This window comes from Streptomyces sp. NPDC091279 (assembly GCF_044757465.1).
Taxonomy (GTDB): Bacteria; Actinomycetota; Actinomycetes; order Streptomycetales; family Streptomycetaceae; genus Streptomyces.
The window spans coordinates 25,804-48,317 of sequence record NZ_JBIVVA010000008.1; the positions used below are offsets into that span (position 1 = coordinate 25,804).

Here is a 22,514-nt window from a genome sequence, read left to right on the forward strand (position 1 = left end):
AGGGCACCGGCCCTCGTCACCGAAGGGCTCCGGGCCCTCCTCGCATTCTGCCAAAATCGCCAGGCCACGGGCGGGCCCTGGGTGGTGACTCGGTAAGGAAACGGCCATGGTTCGCCCCGGGCCACGCCGGAACCGACCGCGGGCCGCCCTCCTGGTGGAGAGCGGCCCGCAGTCGTCCGTGCGCTTTAACTAACGCACGGTCACAGCTTGTCGGGTGTCCTGATGCCCAGCAGGGCCATGCCCTGGTGCAGGGTGCGGGCCGTCAGGGCGATCAGGAACAGGCGGTTCTCCACCTGCGCCGGGGTGTCCGCCTTCAGCACCGGGCACTGGTCGTAGAACGTCGTGAGCGCGGACGCCAGTTGGTACAGGTACGCCGTCAGCTTGTGGGGGGCGTACTCCGTGGCCGCCTCCGCCACCACCTCGCCGAACTGGTCCAGGTGCAGGCCCAACGCCCGCTCCGCCGGGGCCAGTTCCAGCTCCGGGTGGGCACTTGGGAGGGTCTCGCCGGACTTGCGCAGGATCGACTGGATGCGGGCGTACGCGTACTGGAGGTACACCGAGGTGTCGCCGCTCAGCGAGACCATCTGGTCCAGGTCGAACTTGTAGTCCCGCACCGCCGACGTCGACAGGTCGGCGTACTTGACCGCGCCGATGCCGACGTCACGGCCGTTGTCGATGATCTCCTGCTCGGTCAGGCCGACCTTCTCGGCCTTCTCGCGGACCACCGTCGTCGCCCGCTCGACCGCCTCGTCGAGGAGGTCCTCCAGCTTCACCGACACGCCCTCACGCGTCTTGAACGGCTTGCCGTCCTTGCCGAGGATCGTGCCGAACGCCAACTGGTACGCCGTCACGTCGTCGTCGAGCCAGCCCGCCCGCCGCGCGGTCTCGAAGACCATCTTGAAGTGCAGGGACTGCCGGACGTCGACCACGTAGAGGAGCGAGGTCGCCTTCAGGTGGAAGACCCGGTCCCTGATCGCGGACAGGTCCGTCGCCGCGTAGCCGTAGCCGCCGTCGGACTTGCGGACGATCAGCGGGGTCGGGTTGCCGTCCGGGCCCTTGATCTCGTCGAAGAACACGCACAGCGCGCCGTTCGAGACCGTCGCGACGCCGGACTCCTCCAGGAGGCGGCAGGTCTCGTCCAGCATGTCGTTGTAGCCCGACTCACCGACGATGTCCGGGTCGCGTACCTCCATGTCCAGCTTGTCGAAGACGGAGAAGAAGTAGATCTTCGACTCGTCCACGAACTTCTGCCAGGCGGCCCGCGTCTTCGGCTCGCCCGCCTGGAGGTCCACCACCCGGCGCCTGGCCCGCGTCTTGAACTCCTCGTCGGAGTCGAAGAGCCTGCGCGCGGCCTTGTAGAGGCGGTCGAGGTTGGACATCGCCTCCTCGCCGGTGACTTCCTCGTCGCCGTGGTCCAACTCGCCCGGGTGCTCGTCCAGATACTGGATCAGCATGCCGAACTGCGTGCCCCAGTCACCGATGTGGTGCCGCCGGACCACCGACTCGCCGGTGAACTCCAGGAGTTGGACGAGCGCGTCGCCGATCACCGCGGACCGCAGATGGCCGACGTGCATCTCCTTGGCGACGTTCGGCTGGGCGTAGTCGATGACCGTGGTGCCCGGCGCGGCGGCGCGCGGCACACCGAGGCGGTCGCCGTCCTCGTAGCGCGCGGCGAGGTTCGCGACGATCGCCCGGTCGCTGAGCGTGATGTTCAGGAAGCCGGGGCCCGAGACCTCGACGTCCTTGATCAGCTCGTCGCCGGTCGTGACCCGGGCGACCACCTGGGAGGCCAGCTCGCGGGGGTTGGCCTTGGCCTTCTTGGCGAGGGCGAGGATGCCGTTGGCCTGGAAGTCGGCCCGGTCGCTACGTCGCAGCAGCGGGTCGGCACCGGCGGCCTCCGGCAGGGTGGCCGAGAGGGCGGACGCGAGCTGCTGCTGTACGGAGTCGCCGAGCGACGTGACCGAGGCCATGAAGTAAGAGCCGTTCTCCTCGTGGAATGAATAGACCCACCCAGTATCCCACGGTGGGTAAAGCCGTTTTCTCCGGCGCTGGACGGTCTGGGAGACTGGCACGGTCAGCCGTGCGACCGTACCGGCTGCTCAGTGAGAAAGAAGGACGTGCCGATCGTGGCTCAGAGCACCGAGACCACCGACTGGGTCTCCCGTTTCGCGGACGAGGTCATCGAGGCATCGGAGCGTCGGGCCCCGGGCAAACCGGTCGTCGTCGCGTCCGGCCTCTCCCCCTCCGGGCCCATCCACCTCGGCAACCTGCGCGAGGTCATGACCCCGCACCTGGTCGCCGACGAGGTCCGCCGCCGGGGCCACGAGGTGCGGCACCTGATCTCGTGGGACGACTACGACCGCTACCGCAAGGTGCCGGCCGGGATCGACGGCGTCGACGCGTCGTGGGCCGAGCACATCGGCAAGCCGCTGACCTCGGTCCCGGCGCCCATCGGATCGTCGTTCCCGAACTGGGCCGAGCACTTCAAGGCGGCCATGGTCGGCGCGCTGGCCGAGCTGGGCGTGGAGTTCGACGGGATCAGCCAGACCGCGCAGTACACCTCCGGCGTCTACCGCGAGCAGATCCTGCACGCGATGCGGCACCGCGCCGACATCGACGCCGTGCTCGCCCAGTACCGGACCAAGCAGCAGCCGCCGGTCAAGAAGCAGCAGCAGAAGGCCGTCGACGAGGCCGAGCTGGAGGCCGCCGAGGGGTCGGGCGCCGCCGACGAGGACGACGGCACCGGCTCGGCCGGGTACTTCCCGTACAAGCCGTACTGCGGCGGCTGCGGCAAGGACCTCACGATCGTCGACTCCTACGACGACGACACCACCGAGCTGACCTACACCTGCTCGGAGTGCGGCCACACGGAGACCGTCCGGCTGAACGAGTTCAACCGCGGCAAGCTGGTCTGGAAGGTCGACTGGCCGATGCGGTGGGCGTACGAGGGCGTGATCTTCGAGCCCAGCGGCGTCGACCACTCCTCGCCCGGCTCCAGCTTCCAGGTCGGCGGGCAGATCGTCGGCATCTTCGGCGGCGAGCAGCCGATCGGCCCGATGTACGCGTTCGTCGGCATCAGCGGCATGGCCAAGATGTCCAGCAGCAAGGGCGGGGTCCCGACGCCGTCCGACGCCCTGCGGATCATGGAGCCGCAGCTGCTGCGCTGGCTGTACGCGCGGCGGCGCCCGAACCAGTCGTTCAAGATCGCCTTCGACCAGGAGATCCAGCGGCTCTACGACGAGTGGGACAAGCTCGACGGCAAGGTCGCCGACGGCACCGCGCTGCCCGCCGACGTCGCCGCGCACGCCCGTGCGGTGGGCACGGCAGGCGGTGAGCTGCCGCGCACCCCGCGTCCGCTGCCGTACCGGACGCTGGCCTCGGTCGCCGACGTCACCGCCGGCCACTCGGACCAGGCGCTGCGCATCCTCAGCGACCTCGACCCCGAGCACCCGCTGACCTCCCTCGCGGAGGCCCGCCCCCGGTACGACAAGGCCGAGGCGTGGATCAACACGCACGTCCCCGCCGACCAGCGGACCATCGTGCGCGAGGAGCCCGACGCGGACCTCCTCGCGTCCCTCGACGAGGCGTCCCTGCGGTCGCTGCGGCTGCTGGCCGACGGGCTTGAGGACCACTGGTCGCTCGACGGGCTGACCCACCTGGTCTACGGCGTCCCGAAGGTCCAGGCCGGTTTCTCCGCCGACGCCGGGCCCAAGGAACTCCCGCCGGAGATCAAGACGGCCCAGCGCACGTTCTTCGCCCTGCTGTACCGGCTGCTGGTCACCCGGGACACGGGGCCGCGTCTGCCCACGCTGCTGCTCGCGGTCGGGCAGGAGAGGGTGCGGGCCCTGCTTGGGCAGTAGGGGAGACCGCTGGCGGTACTACGGGATGTAGGCCGCAGGGGAAAGGGGCCCGCTGGCTGGGGGCCCCTTTTTCCTGTCCGTGTTCCTGTCCGTGTTCCTGTCCCCGTGTTCATGTCCGCCGGGTGTGGCTCGCCCTTCAGGCGATGTGGTCCTCTTCCAGCTCCGCGTTGTAGCGGTTGGTGAAGCGGTTCACCATGCGCTTCGCCTCGTCCGGCGGGAGGGTGAGGCTGAACTCCGCCTCGACGTTCTCGCCGTACTCGCGCGGGGTCGGGTAGCCGCTGCCGCTTATCGACTTCTTGAAGACCTGGTAGTACGAGTCCTCGTCCGGCTCCGGCAGGCCGCCGCCCTCGCCCAGTTCCCGGGTCCGGGCGCCCGCCACCGGGATGGGGAAGCTGCCCGTCTCCTCCGAGGCGGACTCGGGGGGCGCGTCCGGCAGGAGCTGCTGCTGCTCCTGGTACTGCCGCTCCCGCAACCGCTGTTCCTGGTAGCGCTGTTGCTCCTGGAACTGCTCCGCCTGGCGCTGCTCCTCGAACCAGTCCGCGTACTCCTGGGGGTCGAACTCCGGCTCGAACTGCGGGTCGTAGCCGCCCTGGTACTCGGTCTGGTGCGGCGCCTTGAACCAAGGGTTCTGCTCGGGGTTGAGTTCGGGGTTCTGCCCGGGCTGCTGGTCCGGGTTCTGTCCGGGGCGCTGGTCCGGGTTCTGTCCGGGGTGCGGCTCAGGGGCGGGCCCGGCCGCTGTGCCGGGCTGAGGCTGGGGCTGCGGTTGCTGCGGGGCCTCGCCCTGCTGCTCGGCGGGCTGCTGCGGGGCCTGCTGCTGCGAGGCCGGGGCGGGCAGCTCCGGGTGCGGGGCCTTGGACTCCACCTCGGGGTGCTGCTGGAGGGACGGCGGCTGTGGCTGCGGCTGCGGCTCGGGGTGCGGGGGCGCGGGGATGAGGAGGGGCTCTATCCCTGCCGCCGCGAGGCCTGCGGGGGCCGTTTCCGCGAGGGGGACGCCGTAGCGCGCGAGGCGCAGGGGCATCAGGGACTCCACCGGGGCCTTGCGGCGCCAGGCGCGGCCGAAGCGGGAGCGCAGCCGGGCCTGGTAGACCAGGCGTTCCTGCTCCAGCTTGATGACCTGCTCGTAGGAGCGCAGCTCCCACAGCTTCATCCGCCGCCACAGCAGGAACGTCGGCAGCGGCGAGAGCATCCAGCGGGTCAGCCGGACGCCCTCCATGTGCCGGTCGGCCGTGATGTCGGCGATCCGCCCGATCGCGTGCCGGGCCGCCTCGACCGCGACCACGAACAGCACCGGGATCACCGCGTGCATCCCGGTGCCCAGCGGGTCGGGCCAGGCCGCCGCGCCGTTGAACGCGATGGTCGCCGCCGTCAGCAGCCAGGCCGTCTGCCGCAGCAGCGGGAACGGAATCCGAATCCAGGTCAGCAGGAGATCGAGGGCGAGCAGCACGCAGATGCCCGCGTCGATGCCGATCGGGAAGACGTACGCGAAGTTCCCGAAGCCCTTCTGGAGGGCCAACTCCCGTACGGCCGCGTACGAACCGGCGAAGCCGATACCGGCGATGACCACGGCGCCGGCCACGACCACGCCGATGAGAACGCGGTGCATCCGAGTCAGCTGTAGTGGCGCGGACACTCGTACTCCCCTTCGGTCACGTGCTGTTGCGCGCAACAGGGTGGCACATGTGTGCGGCGAACGTGGTGTCCGGTGTCAGCTCTTGCCGTCGGACGCCGTGGACGACGTGGACGACGGGGACGCGGAGGGCGACGCGGACGCGGACGGACTGGCCGACTTCGACGGCTTCTTGGACGGCGACGCCGACGCGGAGGGTTCCCCGCTCGGCTGGGCCGAGGTGTCGCCGTTCGCCGACGCCACCGACGCGACCGCTTCCTTCGCCGCCTTCTCGGCCGACTTGCTCAGCGCGTCCGCGCTCGGCGTCTTCTCACCGGCGAGACCGGCGCCGTTGTAGTCGAGGGTGACGACGACGTTCTCGACCCGGGCGACCACCGTCTGCTGCTTGAAGGCGCCTTCCTTCTTCTTCAAGTCGTAGCGCACCAGCGTCGCTTCGTCGCCGATGCCGTCGACCGGCTCGGACGTGGCGTTCTTCGCGCCGTCCACCGACTCGGCGTCGGCTATCTGCTTCTGGTAGTACGTGTGCGCCAACTTGTCGGCCGCGCCGCGCGTGACGTCGGAGTCGAAACGCAGCAGCGAGACGTTGAGCCAGCGGAACTGCGAGCCCTTCACGCCGTTGTTGTCGAGGCTGCTCCAGGAGCAACTGGACCGTGTGGCGGCGTCGTTGGAGGTGCCCGCCTTGCCGGACTCCTTGGCCTCGGGAACCAGCGAGTCCAGCGACTTCTTCGACAGCACGTCGCAGGACTTGGGCAACTTGCCGTACGCGGCGGGCGCGACGGTGGGCGAGGGGCTCGCCGACGGGGAGGACTGGGAGGCGCTGGTGTCCTTGGCGCCGGTGCTGTCACCGCCGTTGTCGTCGGAGCCGGAGGAGCAGCCTGCGGCGAGCAGCACCATCGGGAGTGCGCTCACGCCGACCAGGGCGCGGGTCAGGCGCCCCCGCCGCGGGTCACGCCGGTCTCGTCGGTCATCTCGGTCCGCTGCTCGCTGCATGGTTCCTTCACTCAAGACGCTCGTGGTTCCTGCCGTCGGATCGGGTCCGAGGGGCCACGGTACGCGGTGAGTCGGCGGAGCGGTCCTGCTTCGCCCGGTTCGCGGACGGACCGGGCGGGCGCGCGGGCGGGCGTCAGCCGACCAGCTTGTCGGCGAGCTGTGCGGCCAGTTTCCGGGCCCTGTCCTGCATTTCCTTGCTGTCCGGGACGGCGGCGATGGTGGCCGGCTGCTCCTCGTACTCGATGGTCACAATGACGTTGGACGTGCGAAACACCACAGTCACCGTGCGCTGCTTGGCCGTCGAACCCGAGCTGCTGAGGGCGTCGTCGAGGAACGCCTCGTCCCCGAGGTCGCCGAGCACCCGGGGCTGGAGATCGGCGGGGGTGACGGTGGAGGAGACGGAAGGCGAGGGGGACCCTGAGCCGGACCCTGAGCTGGACCCCGAGCTGGACCCCGAGGCGTCCCCGGAGGGGGTGGCGGTGGGGGAGGGTGAGCCGTGCGGGGAGACGTCGGAGCCTGCGGTGCTGCCGGTACCAGGGGTATTAGGGGTGCTAGGGGTGCCGCTGGAGGTGTCGGTGGGGCTCGCGGAGTCCGAGGTCGTCGGCTCGGGGAGGTGGGCGGCGTCCTGGAGCGCCGCGAACACCTCGTGGGACTGGGTGTCGTCGCTGACGGAGTTGTCGTAGGAGACGACCCGTTCGAAGTCGACGAGGAGGTGGTCGGTGGCGTCCGCCGACTGGACCTTCCAACGGCAGCCGACCTTGCGGTCCGTGTCGTAGGTGAGCGTGGCGTCGCCCGCGTAGGCCTCGTCGCGCTGGTCGTCGTCGGTCAGCTGCTCGATGCCGGGCAGCAGCGAGTCCAGGGTGCCGTGGCTCACGACCCCGCAGGGTTCCGGCAGCGTGCGGTACTTGCCCGGCTGGGGCGCGGCGGTGGCGGTGCCGGTGTCGCCGGGGTTGGCGTCGTCCGTCGCCCCGGAGTCTCCGGAGCCGCTGGTGCAGCCGACCAGCAGAGCCGCGAGGAGCGCGGCCACGCCGGGTACGTACGCCTTCCGCTGCACGGTCAGGTTCCTCTCGGTGGTCCGACAGTTCGACAGTTCGACGGCTCGGTGGTCCGGTGGTCCGACGGCTCGGTGGTGCGAGTCCGACGGTGGCCGGGGGCCGTTCGTCCAGTGTCCCCGCTGGTTATTCGCTTGCTGAGGCGGGGCGTGCACTGGAGACAATGTCTATCGCACGCATGGCCGTGGATGCCGGTCCGTTGTCCTATTTCACTGACCCTGGCACCGGTTTTGCGATTTTAGGCTTCTGCATTGTTTCGGGGGAAAGAGGACGCGATGTCGTACGTGGAGATACCGGGAGCGCAGGTTCCCATCCGGATGTGGACCGACCCGACGACGGTCGAGGACGTCGCGCTCCAGCAGTTGCGCAACGTCGCCACCCTGCCGTGGATCAAGGGCCTCGCCGTGATGCCGGACGTGCACTACGGCAAGGGCGCGACCGTCGGTTCCGTCATCGCGATGCGGGGCGCGGTCTGCCCGGCGGCGGTCGGCGTCGACATCGGCTGCGGGATGTCGGCGGTCCGGACCTCCCTGACCGCCAACGACCTGCCCGGCGACCTGTCCCGGCTGCGCTCGAAGATCGAGGAGGCCATTCCGGTGGGGCGCGGGATGCACGACGACCCGCTCGACCCCGGCCGCTTCCACGGCATGGCCACCGCCGGGTGGGACGACTTCTGGGGGCGGTTCGACGGGGTGGCGCAGGCGGTCAGGTTCCGTCACGAGCGTGCCGGGAAGCAGCTGGGCACGCTCGGGTCGGGCAACCACTTCGTCGAGGTGTGCACGGACACGACCGGCGTGGTCTGGCTGATGCTGCACTCCGGGTCCCGCAACATCGGCAAGGAGCTGGCCGAGCACCACATCGGCGTCGCCCGTGAACTCCCGCACAACCAGGGGCTGGTCGACCGCGACCTCGCCGTGTTCGTCTCGGACACCCCGCAGATGGCGGCGTACCGCAACGACCTGTTCTGGGCGCAGGAGTACGCCCGGCACAACCGCTCGCTGATGATGGCGCTCCTGAAGGACGTGATCCGCAAGGAGTTCAGGAAGGCCAGGCCCGCCTTCGAGCCGGAGATCAGCGCCCACCACAACTACGTCGCCGAGGAGCGCTACGACGGCATGGACCTGCTCGTCACCCGTAAGGGCGCGATCCGGGCCGGGCTCGGGGACTACGGGATCATCCCCGGTTCCATGGGCACGGGTTCGTACATCGTGAAGGGCCTCGGCAACGACAAGTCCTTCAACTCCGCGTCCCACGGCGCCGGTCGGCGCATGAGCCGCAACGCCGCCAAGCGCCGCTTCTCGACGCGGGACCTGGAGGAGCAGACCCGGGGCGTGGAGTGCCGCAAGGACTCCGGCGTCGTCGACGAGATCCCGGGCGCCTACAAGTCCATCGACCAGGTCATCGACCAGCAGCGGGACCTGGTGGAAGTGGTGGCCAAGCTGAAGCAGGTGGTGTGCGTGAAGGGGTGAACGGCCCTTCAGCGGGCGGGATGTCAACGGCCCTTCAGGCGACGGGACGTGGCCCCGCGTCGGTGAAATGGGCGGTCCTGTAAGCGACTTGGCGTGCGGGACCGCCGTTTTCCTTACCCGGCCTGCTACTTGGCGTGGGTGACCGCGTAGATCATCACGAACGCCACGATGTGGATGCCGAAGAGGAAGTACGCGAGGTAGTACCAGACGAACCGTTCGCGCTTCTTCTCCAGGGCCGCGCGCCTGCGGTCCTCGTCGGTCGTCATCAGACGTCCCGGTGGACCTTCGTGTTCGACGCCTGGGCGCGGGGGCGCAGCACCAGCAGATCGACGTTGACGTGGCTGGGGCGGGTGATGGCCCAGGTGATCGTGTCGGCGACGTCGTCGGCGGTCAGCGGTTCGGCGACGCCCTGGTAGACCTTGGCGGCCTTCTCGGCGTCGCCGCCGAACCGGGTGAGCGCGAACTCGTCCGTCTTCACCATGCCGGGCGCGATCTCGATGACCCGCACCGGGCGCCCGACGATCTCCAGCCGCAGCGTCTCCGCGAGCACATGCGCGCCGTGCTTGGCGGCGACGTATCCGGCGCCGCCCTCGTACGTGCCGTGGCCCGCGGTCGAGGAGACGACGACGATCGTGCCGTCGCCGCTCGCGTCCAGCTTGGGGAGCAGGGCCTGGGTGAGGTTCAGGGTGCCGATGACGTTGGTCTCGTACATCGTGCGCCAGTCCGCCGGGTCGCCGGTGGCCACCGGGTCGGCGCCGAGCGCCCCGCCCGCGTTGTTCACCAGCACGCCGATGCTCTGGAACGCCGTCGCGAACTCGTCCACCGCCGCCCGGTCCGTCACGTCCAGCTGGTACGCCGTCGCCGCGCCGCCCGCCGCGCCGATCTCCGCCGCGACCGCCTCGATCCGGTCCTTGCGGCGGGCCGTCAGCACCACCCGGTACCCGGCGGCGGCCAGCTGCCGCGCGGTGGCCGCACCGATGCCACTGCTCGCACCGGTGACGACGGCGATGCGGGAGGGGGCGACGGGGGCCATGGGCTGCTCCTGGGGTTCGGGGGCTCGACGGCCCCGCGGGCTCGGTTGTCTCGGCGGTCCTGACCGACTCGGCCGCGCGCGCCGGTGCGCTCCGGCGCGGCTTTCAGCCTAGGTGAACGTCAGCTGCCGTTCCTCGGCGCCCACATGATCACGGCCATGCCGGCCAGGCAGACCAGCGCGCCGGTCACGTCCCAGCGGTCGGGGCGGTAGCCGTCGGCCACCATGCCCCACAGGATCGAACCGGCGACGAAGATGCCGCCGTACGCCGCGAGGATGCGCCCGAACTGCCCGTCCGGCTGGAACGTCGCGACGAACCCGTACGCCCCGAGCGCCAGCACCCCACCGGTGATCCACAGCCACCCCCTGTGCTCCCGCAGCCCCTGCCAGATCAGCCAGGCGCCCCCGATCTCGAAGAGCGCGGCGACGACGAAGAGGGCGGCGGAACGGGCGATCAGCATGGCGGAAGCCTCGCACAGGGGCGTGACGTGGGAGTTACGGGGAGGGGGAGGAGGCTGGGGGGACTTGGGAGGACTGGAGGGGCTGGGGGGACTGGAGGGACTGGGGGGGCTGGGGGTGTGCGGCCGGGTCCGGTCGCCGGGGAAGCCGTGGTCCGGGAATACGGGGTACCCTCCGTGCCGTTCGACGGTATAGTTGAACCGTAAACAAACTGGAGGGTGAGCGACCATGCAGTTCGGGATCTTCAGCGTCGGCGATGTCACGCCGGACCCCACCACGGGGCGGACGCCGACCGAGCGGGAGCGGATCAAGGCCATGGTCGCCATCGCGCTCAAGGCCGAGGAGGTCGGCCTCGACGTGTTCGCGACCGGCGAGCACCACAACCCGCCGTTCGTGCCGTCGTCCCCCACGACCATGCTCGGGTACATCGCGGCCCGCACCGAGCGGCTGGTGCTGTCCACCTCCACCACCCTGATCACCACCAACGACCCGGTGAAGATCGCGGAGGACTTCGCGATGCTCCAGCACCTGGCCGACGGGCGGGTCGACCTGATGATGGGCCGGGGCAACACCGGTCCCGTCTACCCCTGGTTCGGGCAGGACATCCGGCAGGGCATCAACCTGGCCATCGAGAACTACGCCCTGCTGCACCGGCTGTGGCGCGAGGACGTCGTGAACTGGGAGGGGAAGTTCCGGACGCCGTTGCAGGGGTTCACCTCGACGCCCCGGCCGCTCGACGACGTGCCGCCGTTCGTCTGGCACGGGTCGATCCGGTCGCCGGAGATCGCCGAGCAGGCCGCGTACTACGGGGACGGCTTCTTCCACAACAACATCTTCTGGACCGCCGACCACACCAAGCGCATGATCGACCTGTACCGCAGCCGGTACGCCCACTACGGGCACGGCACCCCGGAACAGGCGATCGTCGGACTCGGCGGCCACGTGTTCATGCGGCGCGACTCCCAGGACGCGGTGCGTGAGTTCCGGCCCTACTTCGATGTCGCGCCGGTCTACGGGCACGGGCCGTCCCTTGAGGACTTCACCGACCAGACCCCGTTGACGGTGGGCTCGCCGCAGCAGGTGATCGAGAAGACACTGAGTTTCCGCGAGTACGCCGGTGACTACCAGCGTCAGCTGTTCCTCATCGACCACGCGGGGCTGCCGTTGAAGTCGGTCCTGGAGCAGCTCGATCTGCTGGGCGAGGAGGTCGTTCCGGTGCTGCGCGAGGAGTTCGCCAAGAACCGCCCCGCGAACGTGCCGGACGCGCCGACCCACGCGTCCCTCCTGGCGGCCGACCGCACCCGGAGCGCCGAGGACACGCACGCAACGGAGCCCGTGGCATGAGAGCGGCCGTTGTGTCGGCGGGGCTGGGCACCCCGTCCTCCACCCGGCTGCCGGCCGACCGGCCGGCCGCCGCCGTGGGCCGGTCGCCCGTCCGGGGGCGTAACCCCCAGGTAGTGCCCCCAGCTCAGGGTGAGAGGAGGGTAGGCGTACCCCCCGGGGTTGCCCCCATCACGGTGAGAGCCGGGTAAAAAGGCTGATCGTAGACCCACTCCCCCCGCCCAACCCCCCGATGCTTTGACACAGTGGGTCCGTGCCCCAGACTGTGCTGCTCGCCGAAGACGACCGCGCCATCCGCCACGCCCTGGAGCGGGCCCTGAGCCTGGAGGGCTATCAGGTCACCGCGGTCGCCGACGGCGTCGAGGCGCTGGCGCAGGCCCACAGGACCCCGCCGGACGTCCTCCTCCTGGACGTGATGATGCCCGGCATCGACGGCCTCCAGGTGTGCCGGGTCCTCCGGGCCGAGGGTGACCGCACCCCGATCCTCATGCTCACGGCACTGGTGGAGACCGCCGACCGGATCGCGGGACTCGACGCCGGCGCCGACGACTACGTCGTCAAACCCTTCGACGTCGAAGAGGTCTTCGCCCGCCTGCGCGCCCTCCTGCGCCGCACCGGCACCGGACAGCCGCCCGGCGCCAACGGCACGCCCGCCCCGGGCGGAGCCACGAAGGACCCCCAGGCCCACGACCGGCAGGCCGACCGGCAGATCGAGGCCGCCGGACTGCGCATGGACGTCCAGGCCCGCCGCGCCTGGCGGGACGAGACCGAACTGGAGCTGACCCGCACCGAGTTCGAGCTCCTGGAGCTGCTGGTCCGCAACTCCGGCATCGTCCTCGACCACTCCACGATCTACGACCGCATCTGGGGCTACGACTTCGGCCCCGGCTCCAAGAACCTCGCCGTGTACGTCGGCTACCTGCGCCGCAAGCTCGACCGGCCCGGCGCGCCGCAGCTGATCCACACGGTGCGCGGTGTGGGTTACGTGCTGCGGGAGGACTGAGTGGGCCGTCTGCGGCGGCTGCTGGCGGGACGGCGACCCGGGCTGCGTTCGCTGCGGACGACGTTCGCGGTGTCGTTCGCGACGGTCACCGCCGCCGTCACCGTCCTGGTCGGCGTCCTCTCCTACAACGCCGCCGCCCGGCTGGTCCGCGTCGACCAGGAGTCGGTCTTCGACGAGGTGGTGCAGGACGTACGCGACGAGGTCAGCCAGCACCGGATGACCCCGGACGACTTCACGTCGTCCGCGCCGGGCCACGACGTCGTCCGCCCGGCCCGCACGGATGTGCAGGTGCTCGGTTCGAACGGCGCCGTCGTCGACCCCGGCAGCCCCGCGCTGCCGGTGACCGACGCCGACCGCGCGCTCGCGGGCGCCCCGGAGGCCGGGCGGATGATCGAGCACAAGGACGTCGACGTCGCCGAGGACGTCTACCGCGTCGCCACCGTCTCGCTCGGCGCGGGGCAGGGCGCGGTGCAGGTGGCGCAGGAGTTCAGCGACACCGAGGACCTGTTGCGGGCGCTCCAGCAGCGCACGCTCATCCTGATGGTCGCCGTCGTCATCGCGGCCGGGCTGTTCGGCTGGTGGCTGGCCCGGCGCATCACCCGGCGCCTGATCATCCTCACCTCGGCCGCCGAGGACGTCGCCCGCACCCGCCGCCTCGGCATCCAGGTGCCGGTCACCGGGCACGACGAGGTGGGGCGCCTCGGGCGGGCGTTCGACCGGATGCTGGGCCGGCTCGCGCAGTCCGAGGAGGACCAGCGCCGCCTGGTCCAGGACGCCGGGCACGAACTGCGCACCCCGCTCACCTCCCTGCGCACCAACATCTCCCTGCTGCGCCGCATCGACGAACTCCCGCCCCACACCCGGGAGGAACTGGTCGCCGACCTCTCCCAGGAGGCCCGGGAGCTGACCGACCTCGTCAACGAACTCGTCGACCTCGCCGCCGGTCAGTCCGACACCGAGCCGCCCCAACGGGTCGACCTCGCTGACATCGCGGAGGACGTCGCGGGGCTGGCCCGCCGCCGCACCGGGCGCGAGATCATCGTGCGGGCGAGCGGCGACACCGGCACCGACGGGCGGCCCGGCATGCTGACCCGGGCGGTCTCCAACCTCGTCGAGAACGCCGCCAAGTTCGACCGCGACGGCACCGGCCCCATCGAGATCGACGTCACCGGTCCGGTCCTCCTCCCGTTCCGCAACGGCGGCCCCGGCACCGGCGGTGGCCCGGTCCGCGTCCAGGTCCTCGACCGGGGGCCCGGCATCGTCGCGGGCGACCTCGTCCGCGTCTTCGACCGCTTCTACCGCGCCGCCGACGCCCGTTCCCTGCCCGGCTCGGGCCTCGGCCTCTCCATCGTCCGCGAGGTGGCCCTCGCCCACGGCGGCGCCCCCTTCGCCCTCCGCCGCGAGGGCGGGGGAGCGGTGATCGGCTTCACCGTGGGCGGCACCCCGGCGGGGGCCACACGGCTGGGGGGTTGAGGGGGGCGGTCCCCTACGGGGCGTGCGGGGACGCGGGTCCGGTGGGGTCCTTACGGGTCGTACGGGTCGTACGGGTCCGTGTTGGCGTCGTGCGGGACGCGGATGGCTTCCTGGGCGGGGATGCCCGCCCATCGCGCACCCGGAGCCGTGTCCGCCGGGGCGAAGGGAACGGGACCGGCGCACTGGGCGTGCGGCCATTCTTCCTGGGCTGTTCCACCGGGCCTATTCCACCGGGCCTATTCTTCCGGGCCTATTCCTTTGGGTGTATTCATCTCTCCCCGAAGAAGTGATCGTACGATCCTGGGACCTTTCATTCCTTTGGGGGGCCTCGTGCCCTCGGCGTATTGTGTATTTCCCGGGGGGAAGCATAAGGAAGGGAATGCGTAGTGGTCGGAAATACAGTTCAATCCTGCACGGCTGATCGACTCGGGAGAGACCGTGAAAGCAAGCCGCTTGGACGAGGAATTCGGCACCGACTGCGTAGCCGTCACCGGACTCGGGCTGGTCACCCCGGCCGGGGTGGGCTGGGAGGCGACCTGGAAGGGCGTGCTCGCGGGGCAGTCCGTCGCCGCCACCGACCCCGCGCTGGCCGGGCTGCCGGTCGACTTCTCCTGCCGGGTACCGGACTTCGACCCGCACGCCCTGGTCGGCAAGGGCGCCGGACGCCTCGACCGCTTCAGCCAACTGGCCGTCGCGGCAGCCCGGTTGTCCCTCCTGGACGCCGGACTCGACCCCGCCGAGTGGGCGGCGGACCGGGTCGGCGTGGTGATCGGCGTGGGCCTGCCGAGCCTGGAGACCTGCCAGCGCGAGTGGGTCAAGCTGCACGCAGGGAACTACAAGGAGGTCTCCCCGCTGACCCTGCCGCGCAGCCTGCCCAACATGGTGGCGGGGGAGATCGGGATGCGCTTCGGCGCCCGGGGACCCAACCTCACCGTCTCCACGGCGTGCGCCTCGGGCGGCACCGCGCTCGGCACGGCGCTCGATCTGCTGCGGTCCGGGCGGTGCGACATCGTGCTGGCCGGCGGCACGGAGGCGGCGCCGACCGCGCGGCTGCACGTGCTGGCCGGCAGCCAGATGCGGGCGCTGTCGACGCGGCGGTCCGATCCGGCGGCGGCGTCGCGGCCGTTCGACGCGGACCGGGACGGGTTCGTGGTGGCCGAGGGCGCCGCCGTTCTCGTTCTGGAACGTTCCGAACACGCGCTCGCCCGCCGCGCCGGACGGGTCCGCGCCCGGTTGCTCGGGTACGGGGCGTCGGCCGACGCGCATCATCCGACGGCGCCCGATCCGACCGGCGAGGGCGTCGCGCTGGCGCTGCGCGCGGCGCTCGGGGACGCGGGGCTGCGGCCCGGTGACATCGACCATGTCAACGCGCACGCCACGTCGACGCGGCTCAACGACCTGGTCGAGTCGCAGGTCCTGGACCGGGTCTTCCCGCACTCCCCGCCCGTCACCTCCAACAAGGGCGTGCTCGGGCACACCATGGGCGCCGCCGGTGCGATCGAGGCGGCGTGCGCGGTGCTGAGCCTGGAACAGCAGGTCGTTCCCCCGGTGGCGAACCTCGACAGCCTCGACCCGGAGATCCCGCTCGACGTCGTGAGCAAGATGCCCCGGCAGGTGCGGATGGAGCACGTCATCAGCGCCTCGTACGGGTTCGGCGGCCAGAACGCCGTTCTCGCGCTGGGCCGTTGACACGGCGGGGTGCATGAGGCCCGGCCGGCCGGAGGCGCGCCGGGCGGGAAATTCATTTCCGCGGAAATGAGCGCGATGCCCCGTAGGGTTCTGACCCGTCGAGGCGTATCGGGCCGCGACGAGAACAGGATCATTTCTTTCCCGTGCTTTTCCGGTGTCCCGAACCGACGGAGAACGATGTCTGAAAACTGTTCCACGCCGGTTCGCCGAAAGGACGTCGTCGTCACCGGCCTCGGACTCGTCACCCCGGCGGGCATCGGCACCGAGGCCACCTGGCGCGGGCTCCTCACGGGCCGACCCACGGCCGCCGCAGATCCCGTTCTCGCCGGAATGCCGGTGGACTTCAGCTGCCGTGTCCCGGAGTTCGACGGGCGCGGCCCGCTCGGGCACCGGCTGGCCCGCCGCCTGGACCGGGGTGCCCAACTGGCCCTCGTCGCCGTGCGGGAAGCCCTCACCGACGCCGCTCTCGCCCCGGCCGACTGGGACCCCACCCGCGTGGCGGTGATCCTGGGGGTCGGCAGCAACAGCCTGGAGAGCTACCCGGAGGCGTTCCGGCTGCTCGCCGAAGGACGCGTCGGCCGGGTCTCGCCGTTCATGATCACCCGGAGCGTGCCCGGCATGGTCGCGGGCGAGGTGGCCCTTGAGATCGGCGCGCGCGGCCCCAGCCTGGCCGTCTCCACCGCCTGCGCCTCGGGCACCAGCGCCCTCGGCATCGCCCGTGACCTGCTGCGCGGCGGCAGCTGTGACATCGCGATCGCCGGTGGCGCCGAGTCGACGTACGGCGCGATCTACGCCGCGACGTTCGGCCAGATGCGCGCGCTGTCCAGCCGTTCGCACGACCCGGCGGGAGCGTCGCGCCCGTTCGACCGGGACCGGGACGGATTCGTCCTGGCGGAGGGCGCCGGGGTTCTCGTCCTGGAGCGGGCCGAGCACGCGGTCGCGCGGCGCGTGGCGCTCAGGGCCCGGCTGGCCGGTTTCGGCAGCTCGTCCGACGCCCACCACTTCACCGCGCCGCACCCGCAGGGACGCGGCGCCGCCGACGCCATGAACACCGCGCTCCGGGACGCGGGACTCGGCCCGCACGAGGTCGGCCACGTCAACGCGCACGGCACCTCGACCCCGCTCAACGACCTCGCCGAGAGCCGGGCACTGCGCCGGGTCTTCGGCACCCCGCCGGCCGTGACCGCGCTCAAGGGGACCCTGGGGCACGCCATCGGCGGGTCCGGCGGGATCGAGGCCGCCTGTTCCGTGCTCAGCCTGGAGCGGCAGACGATTCCCCCGACCGCCAACCTCGATGTCCAGGACCCGGACATCGACCTGGACGTCGTGACGAAAAACCCCCGCGCGCTCCGGCTCTCCAGCGTCATGACCAACTCGTTCGGCTTCGGCGGCCAGAACGCCGTCGCCGTCTTCACCCGCCTGTGACGGAACGCACCGGGAGAGGCACCGGGAGACGCACCGGGATGCGCGGGCCCGGAACCACAAGGGCGGAGTCCGCAGACCCCGCCCGTTCCTCCTGGCCTCTCGGGCCGTCGTGCGTCCGTCTCACGGCCAGACCAGGCAGTACGGCTGGTGGCCCGCCTCGTGCAGCCGGTGGCTGAAGTCCTGCCATTCGTGCAGGAGTTGGTAGACGTTGAACGCGTCCCTCGGGCCGCCCCGGTCCGGGACCGTCGACCAGATGAACGCCGCCGCGCCGACCGCTTCCTCGCCGATGCCGCGCAGCGGGTCCACGACCGTCATGGGGAGCTTGACGACGGCGTAGTCCGGGTGCAGGACGACCAGTTCGAGGGGCGGGACCTTGTGGAGGGGGACGCCCTCGATGCCGGTGAGGACCATCGCGGCCATCGTCTCCGGCTTGATCTTCGTGAACATGCCGTTCATGCCCAGCTCGTCGCCGCCCAGTTCCTCGGGGCGCATCGAGATCGGGACGCGGGCCGCGGTCGCGCCGTCGGGCGCGCCGAAGTATTTGTAGGTCACCCCCACCCGACCACCATTCCTGCTCCCGGCCTGGGGACGGTCGACCCCGCGATCGTTCTTCTGGTCCTTACGATCCATACGGTCCATACGATCAGTACGTCGATCGCGCCGCTCTGACTCACCCTGCCCGCCCAGGTCTTGACGATTCAAGTGGTCCGGACGGTCCAAGTGGCCCAAGTCTGACAGGTGTTCCGCCCGTTCGGCGCGTTCCGTGCGTTCCTCGCCCGCTCCGCCCGCTCCGCTGGACCCGCTCATCGCGCCGCCGCTGCTGGAGCCGCCCGCCGCACCGCCGTTCACCCCGCGGTCGCCGCGCTCGCTCCGGTCGCCGCGCTCGCCGCGAGCCTCCGTCGCGTCCTCCGTGTCTCGCCGGTGCCTGCCCCGCCGGGCACGTCGAGGACCGAGGTCGTCAGTCCCCTCGCCCAGTCCGCCACCGCGATGCATATCTCCACCCGACTGTTTTTCCAGGACGCGTGGCCCCCGCCGCGCAACCCGATCATCGTGTCAGTGACCTCCCCCACGGCCGCCCGCCGAAACGTACGGTGAAACACCTGTCCGCAGGATCTTCGCAGCCCCGGAGCGGTCCCTCGCACTCGCGTACGTTCTGTGGAGGCCGCCCGCGCTCTGTGTACCAGGTCTCAGTTTCGCAGATCGGCGCCCTCTGCGGCCCGGAGCCGCTGGCCTACTCTGAGGGAGGCTCCGGGCGACCGGGGCCGGCGCGACCCGGGAACGGCCGGGACCCGCCGTGAGCACCCCGAGAGCACCCTGACACAGCCCCGACACAGCCCGGGACACCCCCGAGAAATCCGGAGAAGTCGCAGGTCATGAGCGAACTGCCCTATCCCTACGAAGCGCCTGCCTCGCAGGCTCTGTTCGACCGCGCGGCCGCCGTCACGCCCGGGGGCGTGAACTCCCCGGTGCGCGCCTTCGGCGCCGTCGGCGGCACGCCCCGGTTCATGGTCTCCGGGACCGGGCCGTATCTGACCGACGCGGACGGGCGCGAGTACGTCGACCTGGTCTGCTCCTGGGGCCCGATGATCCTCGGCCACGCGCACCCCGAGGTGATCGCCGCCGTCCAGGAGGCCGTGGCCCGCGGAACGTCGTTTGGCACGCCCGGCGAGGGGGAGGTCGCCCTCGGCGAGGAGATCGTCGCCCGGATCGCCCCCGTGGAGCAGGTGCGGCTGGTCAGCAGCGGTACCGAGGCCACCATGTCGGCGATCCGGCTGGCCCGTGGGTTCACGCGGCGCGCGAAGGTCGTCAAGTTCGCCGGGTGCTATCACGGGCACGTCGACGCGCTGCTCGCCTCGGCGGGCTCCGGCGTCGCGACGTTCGCGCTGCCCGACACCCCGGGGGTCACCGGGGCGCAGGCCGGCGACACCATCGTTCTCCCGTACAACGACCTCGACGCCGTGCGGGAGGCCTTCCGGCTGCACCCGGGCGAGATCGCCTGTGTGATCACCGAGGCCTCGCCCGGCAACATGGGCGTCGTGCCGCCGGCGGACGGCTTCAACCAGGGGCTCAAGGACGTCTGCGCCGCCGACGGCGCCCTGTACATCTCCGACGAGGTGATGACCGGGTTCCGGACCAGCCGCAGCGGGTGGTTCGGGGTCGACGGGGTCGTCCCGGACCTGATGACCTTCGGGAAGGTCATGGGCGGCGGCTTCCCCGCCGCCGCGTTCGGCGGCCGCGCCGACGTCATGGCCCACCTCGCGCCCGCCGGGCCCGTCTACCAGGCCGGGACGCTCTCCGGGAACCCGATCGCCACCGCCGCGGGCCTCGCCCAGCTGCGCCTTCTCGACGAGGGGGCGTACGACGTGGTCGACGCCGTCTCCGCGCAGCTGTGCGGTCTGGTGAGCGACGCGCTGAGCAAGGAGGGCGTGGCGCACCGGGTGCAGAACGCCTCCAACATGTTCTCCGTCTTCTTCACCGACCGGCCGGTCCGGAACTACGCGGACGCGAAGACGCAGGAGTCGTTCCGGTTCACCGCGTTCTTCCACTCGATGCTGGAACAGGGCGTCTATCTGCCGCCCTCGTCCTTCGAGTCCTGGTTCGTGTCGACGGCCCACGACGAGCGGGCGGTACAGAGGATCGCCGACGCCCTCCCGGCGGCGGCCCGAGCGGCGGCGGAGGCCACCTCAGCATGAGCACCGACAGCACAAACAACGACGCCACGAGCAACGGCGACGACAGCACGGCCAACGGCAACGACGGTGCGGGCAACGGCAGTTCGGGCGGCGGCCGGGACATCACCGTCGTCCATGTGATGCGGCACGGCGAGGTCGCCAACCCCGAGGGCGTCCTCTACGGGCGCCTTCCCGGGTACCACCTGTCCGAGCTGGGCCGCCGGATGGCCGACCGGGTCGCCGAGCACCTCGCGGGCCGCGACGTCACCCACGTCGTCGCCTCCCCGCTGGAGCGGGCGCAGGAGACGGCCACGCCGATCGCCAAGGCGCACGGCCTCGACCTCGGCAGCGACGAGCGGCTGATCGAGGCCGAGAACGTCTTCCAGGGCAAGACCTTCGGCGTCGGGGACGGGGCGCTGCGCCGACCGGAGAACTGGAAGCACCTGGTCAACCCGCTCAAGCCGTCCTGGGGCGAGCCGTACGTCGACCAGGTGGTGCGGATGATGGGGGCGCTGGACGCCGCCAAGGACGCGGCGCGCGGGCACGAGGCGGTGCTCGTCAGCCACCAGTTGCCGATCTGGATCGTGCGCTCGTACGTCGAGCGGCGGCGGCTGTGGCACGACCCGCGCAAGCGGCAGTGCACCCTCGCCTCCCTGACGACGTTCACCTACGAGGGCGACCGGATCGTCTCCGTCGGCTACTCCGAGCCCGCCCGCGACCTCGTCCCCGCCCACCTCCTCGCCGGCGCCAAGCCGGTCAAGGGCAAGAGCAAGGCCTTCGGGGCGTGAGGTAGACCCAGGGGAGGGGCGTGAGACTCCGGTGGCTGATTTCGGCCCCCGATGCCGGGGTCTGCCCCTACCCCTCCGGGGCGACCCCGGTCCCCCAGGGGAGCCACCCCGGGTTCGCCCCTAGGGGATACGCCCAGGTCACCGCCGTTGCCCCGCGCCTTGCTCCACCCCTGCCGCACCCCGCTCCACCCCTCCTCCTCGCCCCCTTATGACACGCTCGTGACATTTGTTGCGAGATATCCGTGTTCGGCTGGAACCCGCCCCTTCGTCAGGTCATCTGACTGGATGACCATCGGCAGGACATGACGAATCGGGGATGCAATGCGCGCGCTCTCTCGCAGGGGAATGCTCGGTCTCGGCGCGGGGGCCGCGGCCACCGCAGGTCTGGCCGCCTGCGGTCGGCTCACGTCGTCAGACGGTTCCAGCCACGCGGCCGGTTCCAGCCCGAGCCCCTCCGGTGTCACCGCGCGCCCGATCGGCGACGGCTCGACGTCGTTCACCGGCAAGCAGCCGCGACAGCCCGCGAAGCCCGAGCCGCTGGAGCCGGGGCAGACCCCGCCGCAGTTCGTGATCTTCTCCTGGGACGGCGCGGGCGAGGTCGGCAACGGGCTCTTCCCGCGCTTCCTCGACCTGGCCAAGCAGCACGACGCGCACATGACGTTCTTCCTCTCGGGTCTCTATCTGCTCCCCGAGTCGAAGAAGCGGCTCTACAACCCGCCGAACAATCCGCAGGGCGCCTCCGACATCGGCTACCTCACCGACGAGCACGTCAAGGCGACCCTCGCCAACGTGCGGCGCGCCTGGCTCGAAGGGCACGAGATAGGCACCCACTTCAACGGCCACTTCTGCGCCGGCACCGGCACCGTCGGCAACTGGACGCCCCAGCAGTGGCGCAGCGAGATCGACCAGGCGAAGGCGTTCGTCAAGGAGTGGCGCACCCACACCGGCTGGACCGACCTGCCGTCGCTGCCGTTCGACTACGAGAAGGAACTCGTCGGCGGTCGCACCCCCTGCCTGCTCGGCCAGGACAATCTGCTGCCCACCGCCAAGAGCCTCGGCTGGCGCTACGACGCCTCCTCGCCCGGCGGGCGCCAGCAGTGGCCCGCCAAGAAGCTCGGCATCTGGGACCTGCCGCTTCAGCAGATACCTTTCCCCGGACACAGTTTCGAAGTCCTGTCGATGGACTACAACATGCTCGCCAACCAGTCCGTCAACACCACCAAGGCGCCCGCCTACAACTACCCGGGCTGGCGCAGGCAGTCCGCGCAGTCCTACATCGCCGGGTTCCAGCGGGCCTACGAGACCAACCGGGCGCCGTTCTTCATCGGCAACCACTTCGAGCAGTGGAACGGCGGGATCTACATGGACTCCGTCGAGGAGGCCTTCAAGCACATCGCGGCCGAGCGGGAGAAGGGCGCTGACGTGCGGCTCGTCTCCTTCAAGCAGTTCGTCGACTGGATGGACGTCCAGAAGCCCGAGGTCCTCGCCAAGCTGCGCACCCTCGACGTCGGCCAGCAGCCGGTCGGCGGGTGGAAGACGTTCCTCGCGGCGGACCAGGCCACCCCCACACCCTCGGGGCAGGCCGCCTGAAATGCGGGTTTCCGCCCACAAGGGGGTCGCCCGAGATCCCGGGAAC

Annotated in this window: 18 protein-coding genes; 10 read left to right on the forward strand and 8 right to left on the reverse strand. The window is 70.9% G+C overall.

The features are described 5' to 3' along the window. Positions 1 to 200: 200 nt before the first annotated feature. Positions 201 to 1,970 carry an arginine--tRNA ligase gene (gene argS, locus ACIQOU_RS20680; RefSeq protein ID WP_401538256.1) on the reverse strand — a complete coding sequence of 590 codons (1,770 nt, stop codon included), beginning with the start codon at positions 1,968 to 1,970 and terminating at the stop codon, positions 201 to 203. A 147-nt stretch (positions 1,971 to 2,117) separates the two neighbouring features. Here argS and lysS point away from each other — a divergent pair, with 147 nt between their 5' ends. After that, positions 2,118 to 3,860: a lysine--tRNA ligase gene (gene lysS / locus ACIQOU_RS20685; RefSeq protein WP_401538589.1), complete on the forward strand. Its 1,743-nt coding sequence runs from the start codon at positions 2,118 to 2,120 to the stop codon at positions 3,858 to 3,860. Between the two features lie 136 nt (positions 3,861 to 3,996). Here lysS and ACIQOU_RS20690 read toward each other — a convergent pair whose 3' ends face one another. From ACIQOU_RS20690 to ACIQOU_RS20700, 3 genes are all read right to left on the reverse strand, one after another. Then, positions 3,997 to 5,463, reverse strand: a complete 1,467-nt coding sequence (locus ACIQOU_RS20690; RefSeq protein WP_401538257.1) for a DUF2637 domain-containing protein — start codon at positions 5,461 to 5,463, stop codon at positions 3,997 to 3,999. A gap of 102 nt (positions 5,464 to 5,565) precedes the next feature. Further along, a complete protein-coding gene (locus ACIQOU_RS20695; RefSeq protein ID WP_401538258.1) occupies positions 5,566 to 6,477 on the reverse strand; it encodes a DUF3558 family protein in 912 nt (303 codons plus the stop codon). Between the two features lie 133 nt (positions 6,478 to 6,610). After that, the gene (locus ACIQOU_RS20700) at positions 6,611 to 7,531 is read right to left on the reverse strand and encodes a DUF3558 domain-containing protein (protein WP_401538259.1); all 921 of its coding nucleotides are present in this window, start codon (positions 7,529 to 7,531) and stop codon (positions 6,611 to 6,613) included. Positions 7,532 to 7,804: 273 nt separating this feature from the next. Between ACIQOU_RS20700 and ACIQOU_RS20705 the strand changes: the two genes are divergently transcribed. Continuing rightward, positions 7,805 to 8,998 (forward strand): RtcB family protein, encoded by a 1,194-nt coding sequence (locus ACIQOU_RS20705; RefSeq protein ID WP_401538260.1) that lies wholly within the window; start codon positions 7,805 to 7,807, stop codon positions 8,996 to 8,998. A 125-nt stretch (positions 8,999 to 9,123) separates the two neighbouring features. Here ACIQOU_RS20705 and ACIQOU_RS20710 read toward each other — a convergent pair whose 3' ends face one another. The 3 genes from ACIQOU_RS20710 to ACIQOU_RS20720 all read right to left on the reverse strand — a co-directional run bounded on the left by ACIQOU_RS20710 (position 9,124) and on the right by ACIQOU_RS20720 (position 10,489). Beyond that, on the reverse strand, positions 9,124 to 9,264 hold the full coding sequence (locus tag ACIQOU_RS20710) for a hypothetical protein (protein ID WP_401538261.1): 141 nt from the start codon (positions 9,262 to 9,264) through the stop codon (positions 9,124 to 9,126). Next, positions 9,264 to 10,031, reverse strand: coding sequence for an SDR family NAD(P)-dependent oxidoreductase (locus ACIQOU_RS20715; RefSeq protein WP_401538262.1), 768 nt, complete (start codon positions 10,029 to 10,031; stop codon positions 9,264 to 9,266). Before ACIQOU_RS20715 ends, ACIQOU_RS20710 begins: the two co-directional genes overlap by 1 nt. Positions 10,032 to 10,150: 119 nt before the next feature. Then, positions 10,151 to 10,489, reverse strand: a complete 339-nt coding sequence (locus tag ACIQOU_RS20720) for a YnfA family protein (RefSeq protein WP_401538263.1) — start codon at positions 10,487 to 10,489, stop codon at positions 10,151 to 10,153. A gap of 226 nt (positions 10,490 to 10,715) precedes the next feature. On the opposite strand from ACIQOU_RS20720, the gene ACIQOU_RS20725 reads away from it, so the two are divergent. From ACIQOU_RS20725 to ACIQOU_RS20745, 5 genes are all read left to right on the forward strand, one after another. After that, positions 10,716 to 11,831, forward strand: coding sequence for an LLM class flavin-dependent oxidoreductase (locus ACIQOU_RS20725; protein ID WP_401538264.1), 1,116 nt, complete (start codon positions 10,716 to 10,718; stop codon positions 11,829 to 11,831). A 250-nt stretch (positions 11,832 to 12,081) separates the two neighbouring features. Further along, a complete protein-coding gene (locus tag ACIQOU_RS20730; RefSeq protein WP_401538265.1) occupies positions 12,082 to 12,831 on the forward strand; it encodes a response regulator transcription factor in 750 nt (249 codons plus the stop codon). Continuing rightward, a complete protein-coding gene (locus tag ACIQOU_RS20735; RefSeq protein WP_401538266.1) occupies positions 12,832 to 14,304 on the forward strand; it encodes an ATP-binding protein in 1,473 nt (490 codons plus the stop codon). It begins immediately after the preceding gene. Positions 14,305 to 14,742: 438 nt separating this feature from the next. After that, positions 14,743 to 15,993: a beta-ketoacyl-[acyl-carrier-protein] synthase family protein gene (locus ACIQOU_RS20740; RefSeq protein WP_401538267.1), complete on the forward strand. Its 1,251-nt coding sequence runs from the start codon at positions 14,743 to 14,745 to the stop codon at positions 15,991 to 15,993. Positions 15,994 to 16,170: 177 nt separating this feature from the next. After that, positions 16,171 to 17,418 carry a beta-ketoacyl-[acyl-carrier-protein] synthase family protein gene (locus ACIQOU_RS20745; RefSeq protein WP_401538268.1) on the forward strand — a complete coding sequence of 416 codons (1,248 nt, stop codon included), beginning with the start codon at positions 16,171 to 16,173 and terminating at the stop codon, positions 17,416 to 17,418. 120 nt (positions 17,419 to 17,538) lie between these two features. On the opposite strand, the gene ACIQOU_RS20750 is transcribed toward ACIQOU_RS20745, so the two are convergent. Further along, positions 17,539 to 18,048 (reverse strand): hypothetical protein, encoded by a 510-nt coding sequence (locus ACIQOU_RS20750; RefSeq protein ID WP_401538269.1) that lies wholly within the window; start codon positions 18,046 to 18,048, stop codon positions 17,539 to 17,541. A 743-nt stretch (positions 18,049 to 18,791) separates the two neighbouring features. On the opposite strand from ACIQOU_RS20750, the gene hemL reads away from it, so the two are divergent. The 3 genes from hemL to ACIQOU_RS20765 all read left to right on the forward strand — a co-directional run bounded on the left by hemL (position 18,792) and on the right by ACIQOU_RS20765 (position 22,468). Continuing rightward, a complete protein-coding gene (gene hemL / locus ACIQOU_RS20755) occupies positions 18,792 to 20,111 on the forward strand; it encodes a glutamate-1-semialdehyde 2,1-aminomutase (protein WP_401538270.1) in 1,320 nt (439 codons plus the stop codon). A gap of 119 nt (positions 20,112 to 20,230) precedes the next feature. Continuing rightward, the gene (locus ACIQOU_RS20760) at positions 20,231 to 20,878 is read left to right on the forward strand and encodes a histidine phosphatase family protein (protein ID WP_401538590.1); all 648 of its coding nucleotides are present in this window, start codon (positions 20,231 to 20,233) and stop codon (positions 20,876 to 20,878) included. Between the two features lie 321 nt (positions 20,879 to 21,199). Continuing rightward, positions 21,200 to 22,468, forward strand: a complete 1,269-nt coding sequence (locus tag ACIQOU_RS20765) for a hypothetical protein (protein WP_401538271.1) — start codon at positions 21,200 to 21,202, stop codon at positions 22,466 to 22,468. Positions 22,469 to 22,514 lie beyond the last annotated feature (46 nt).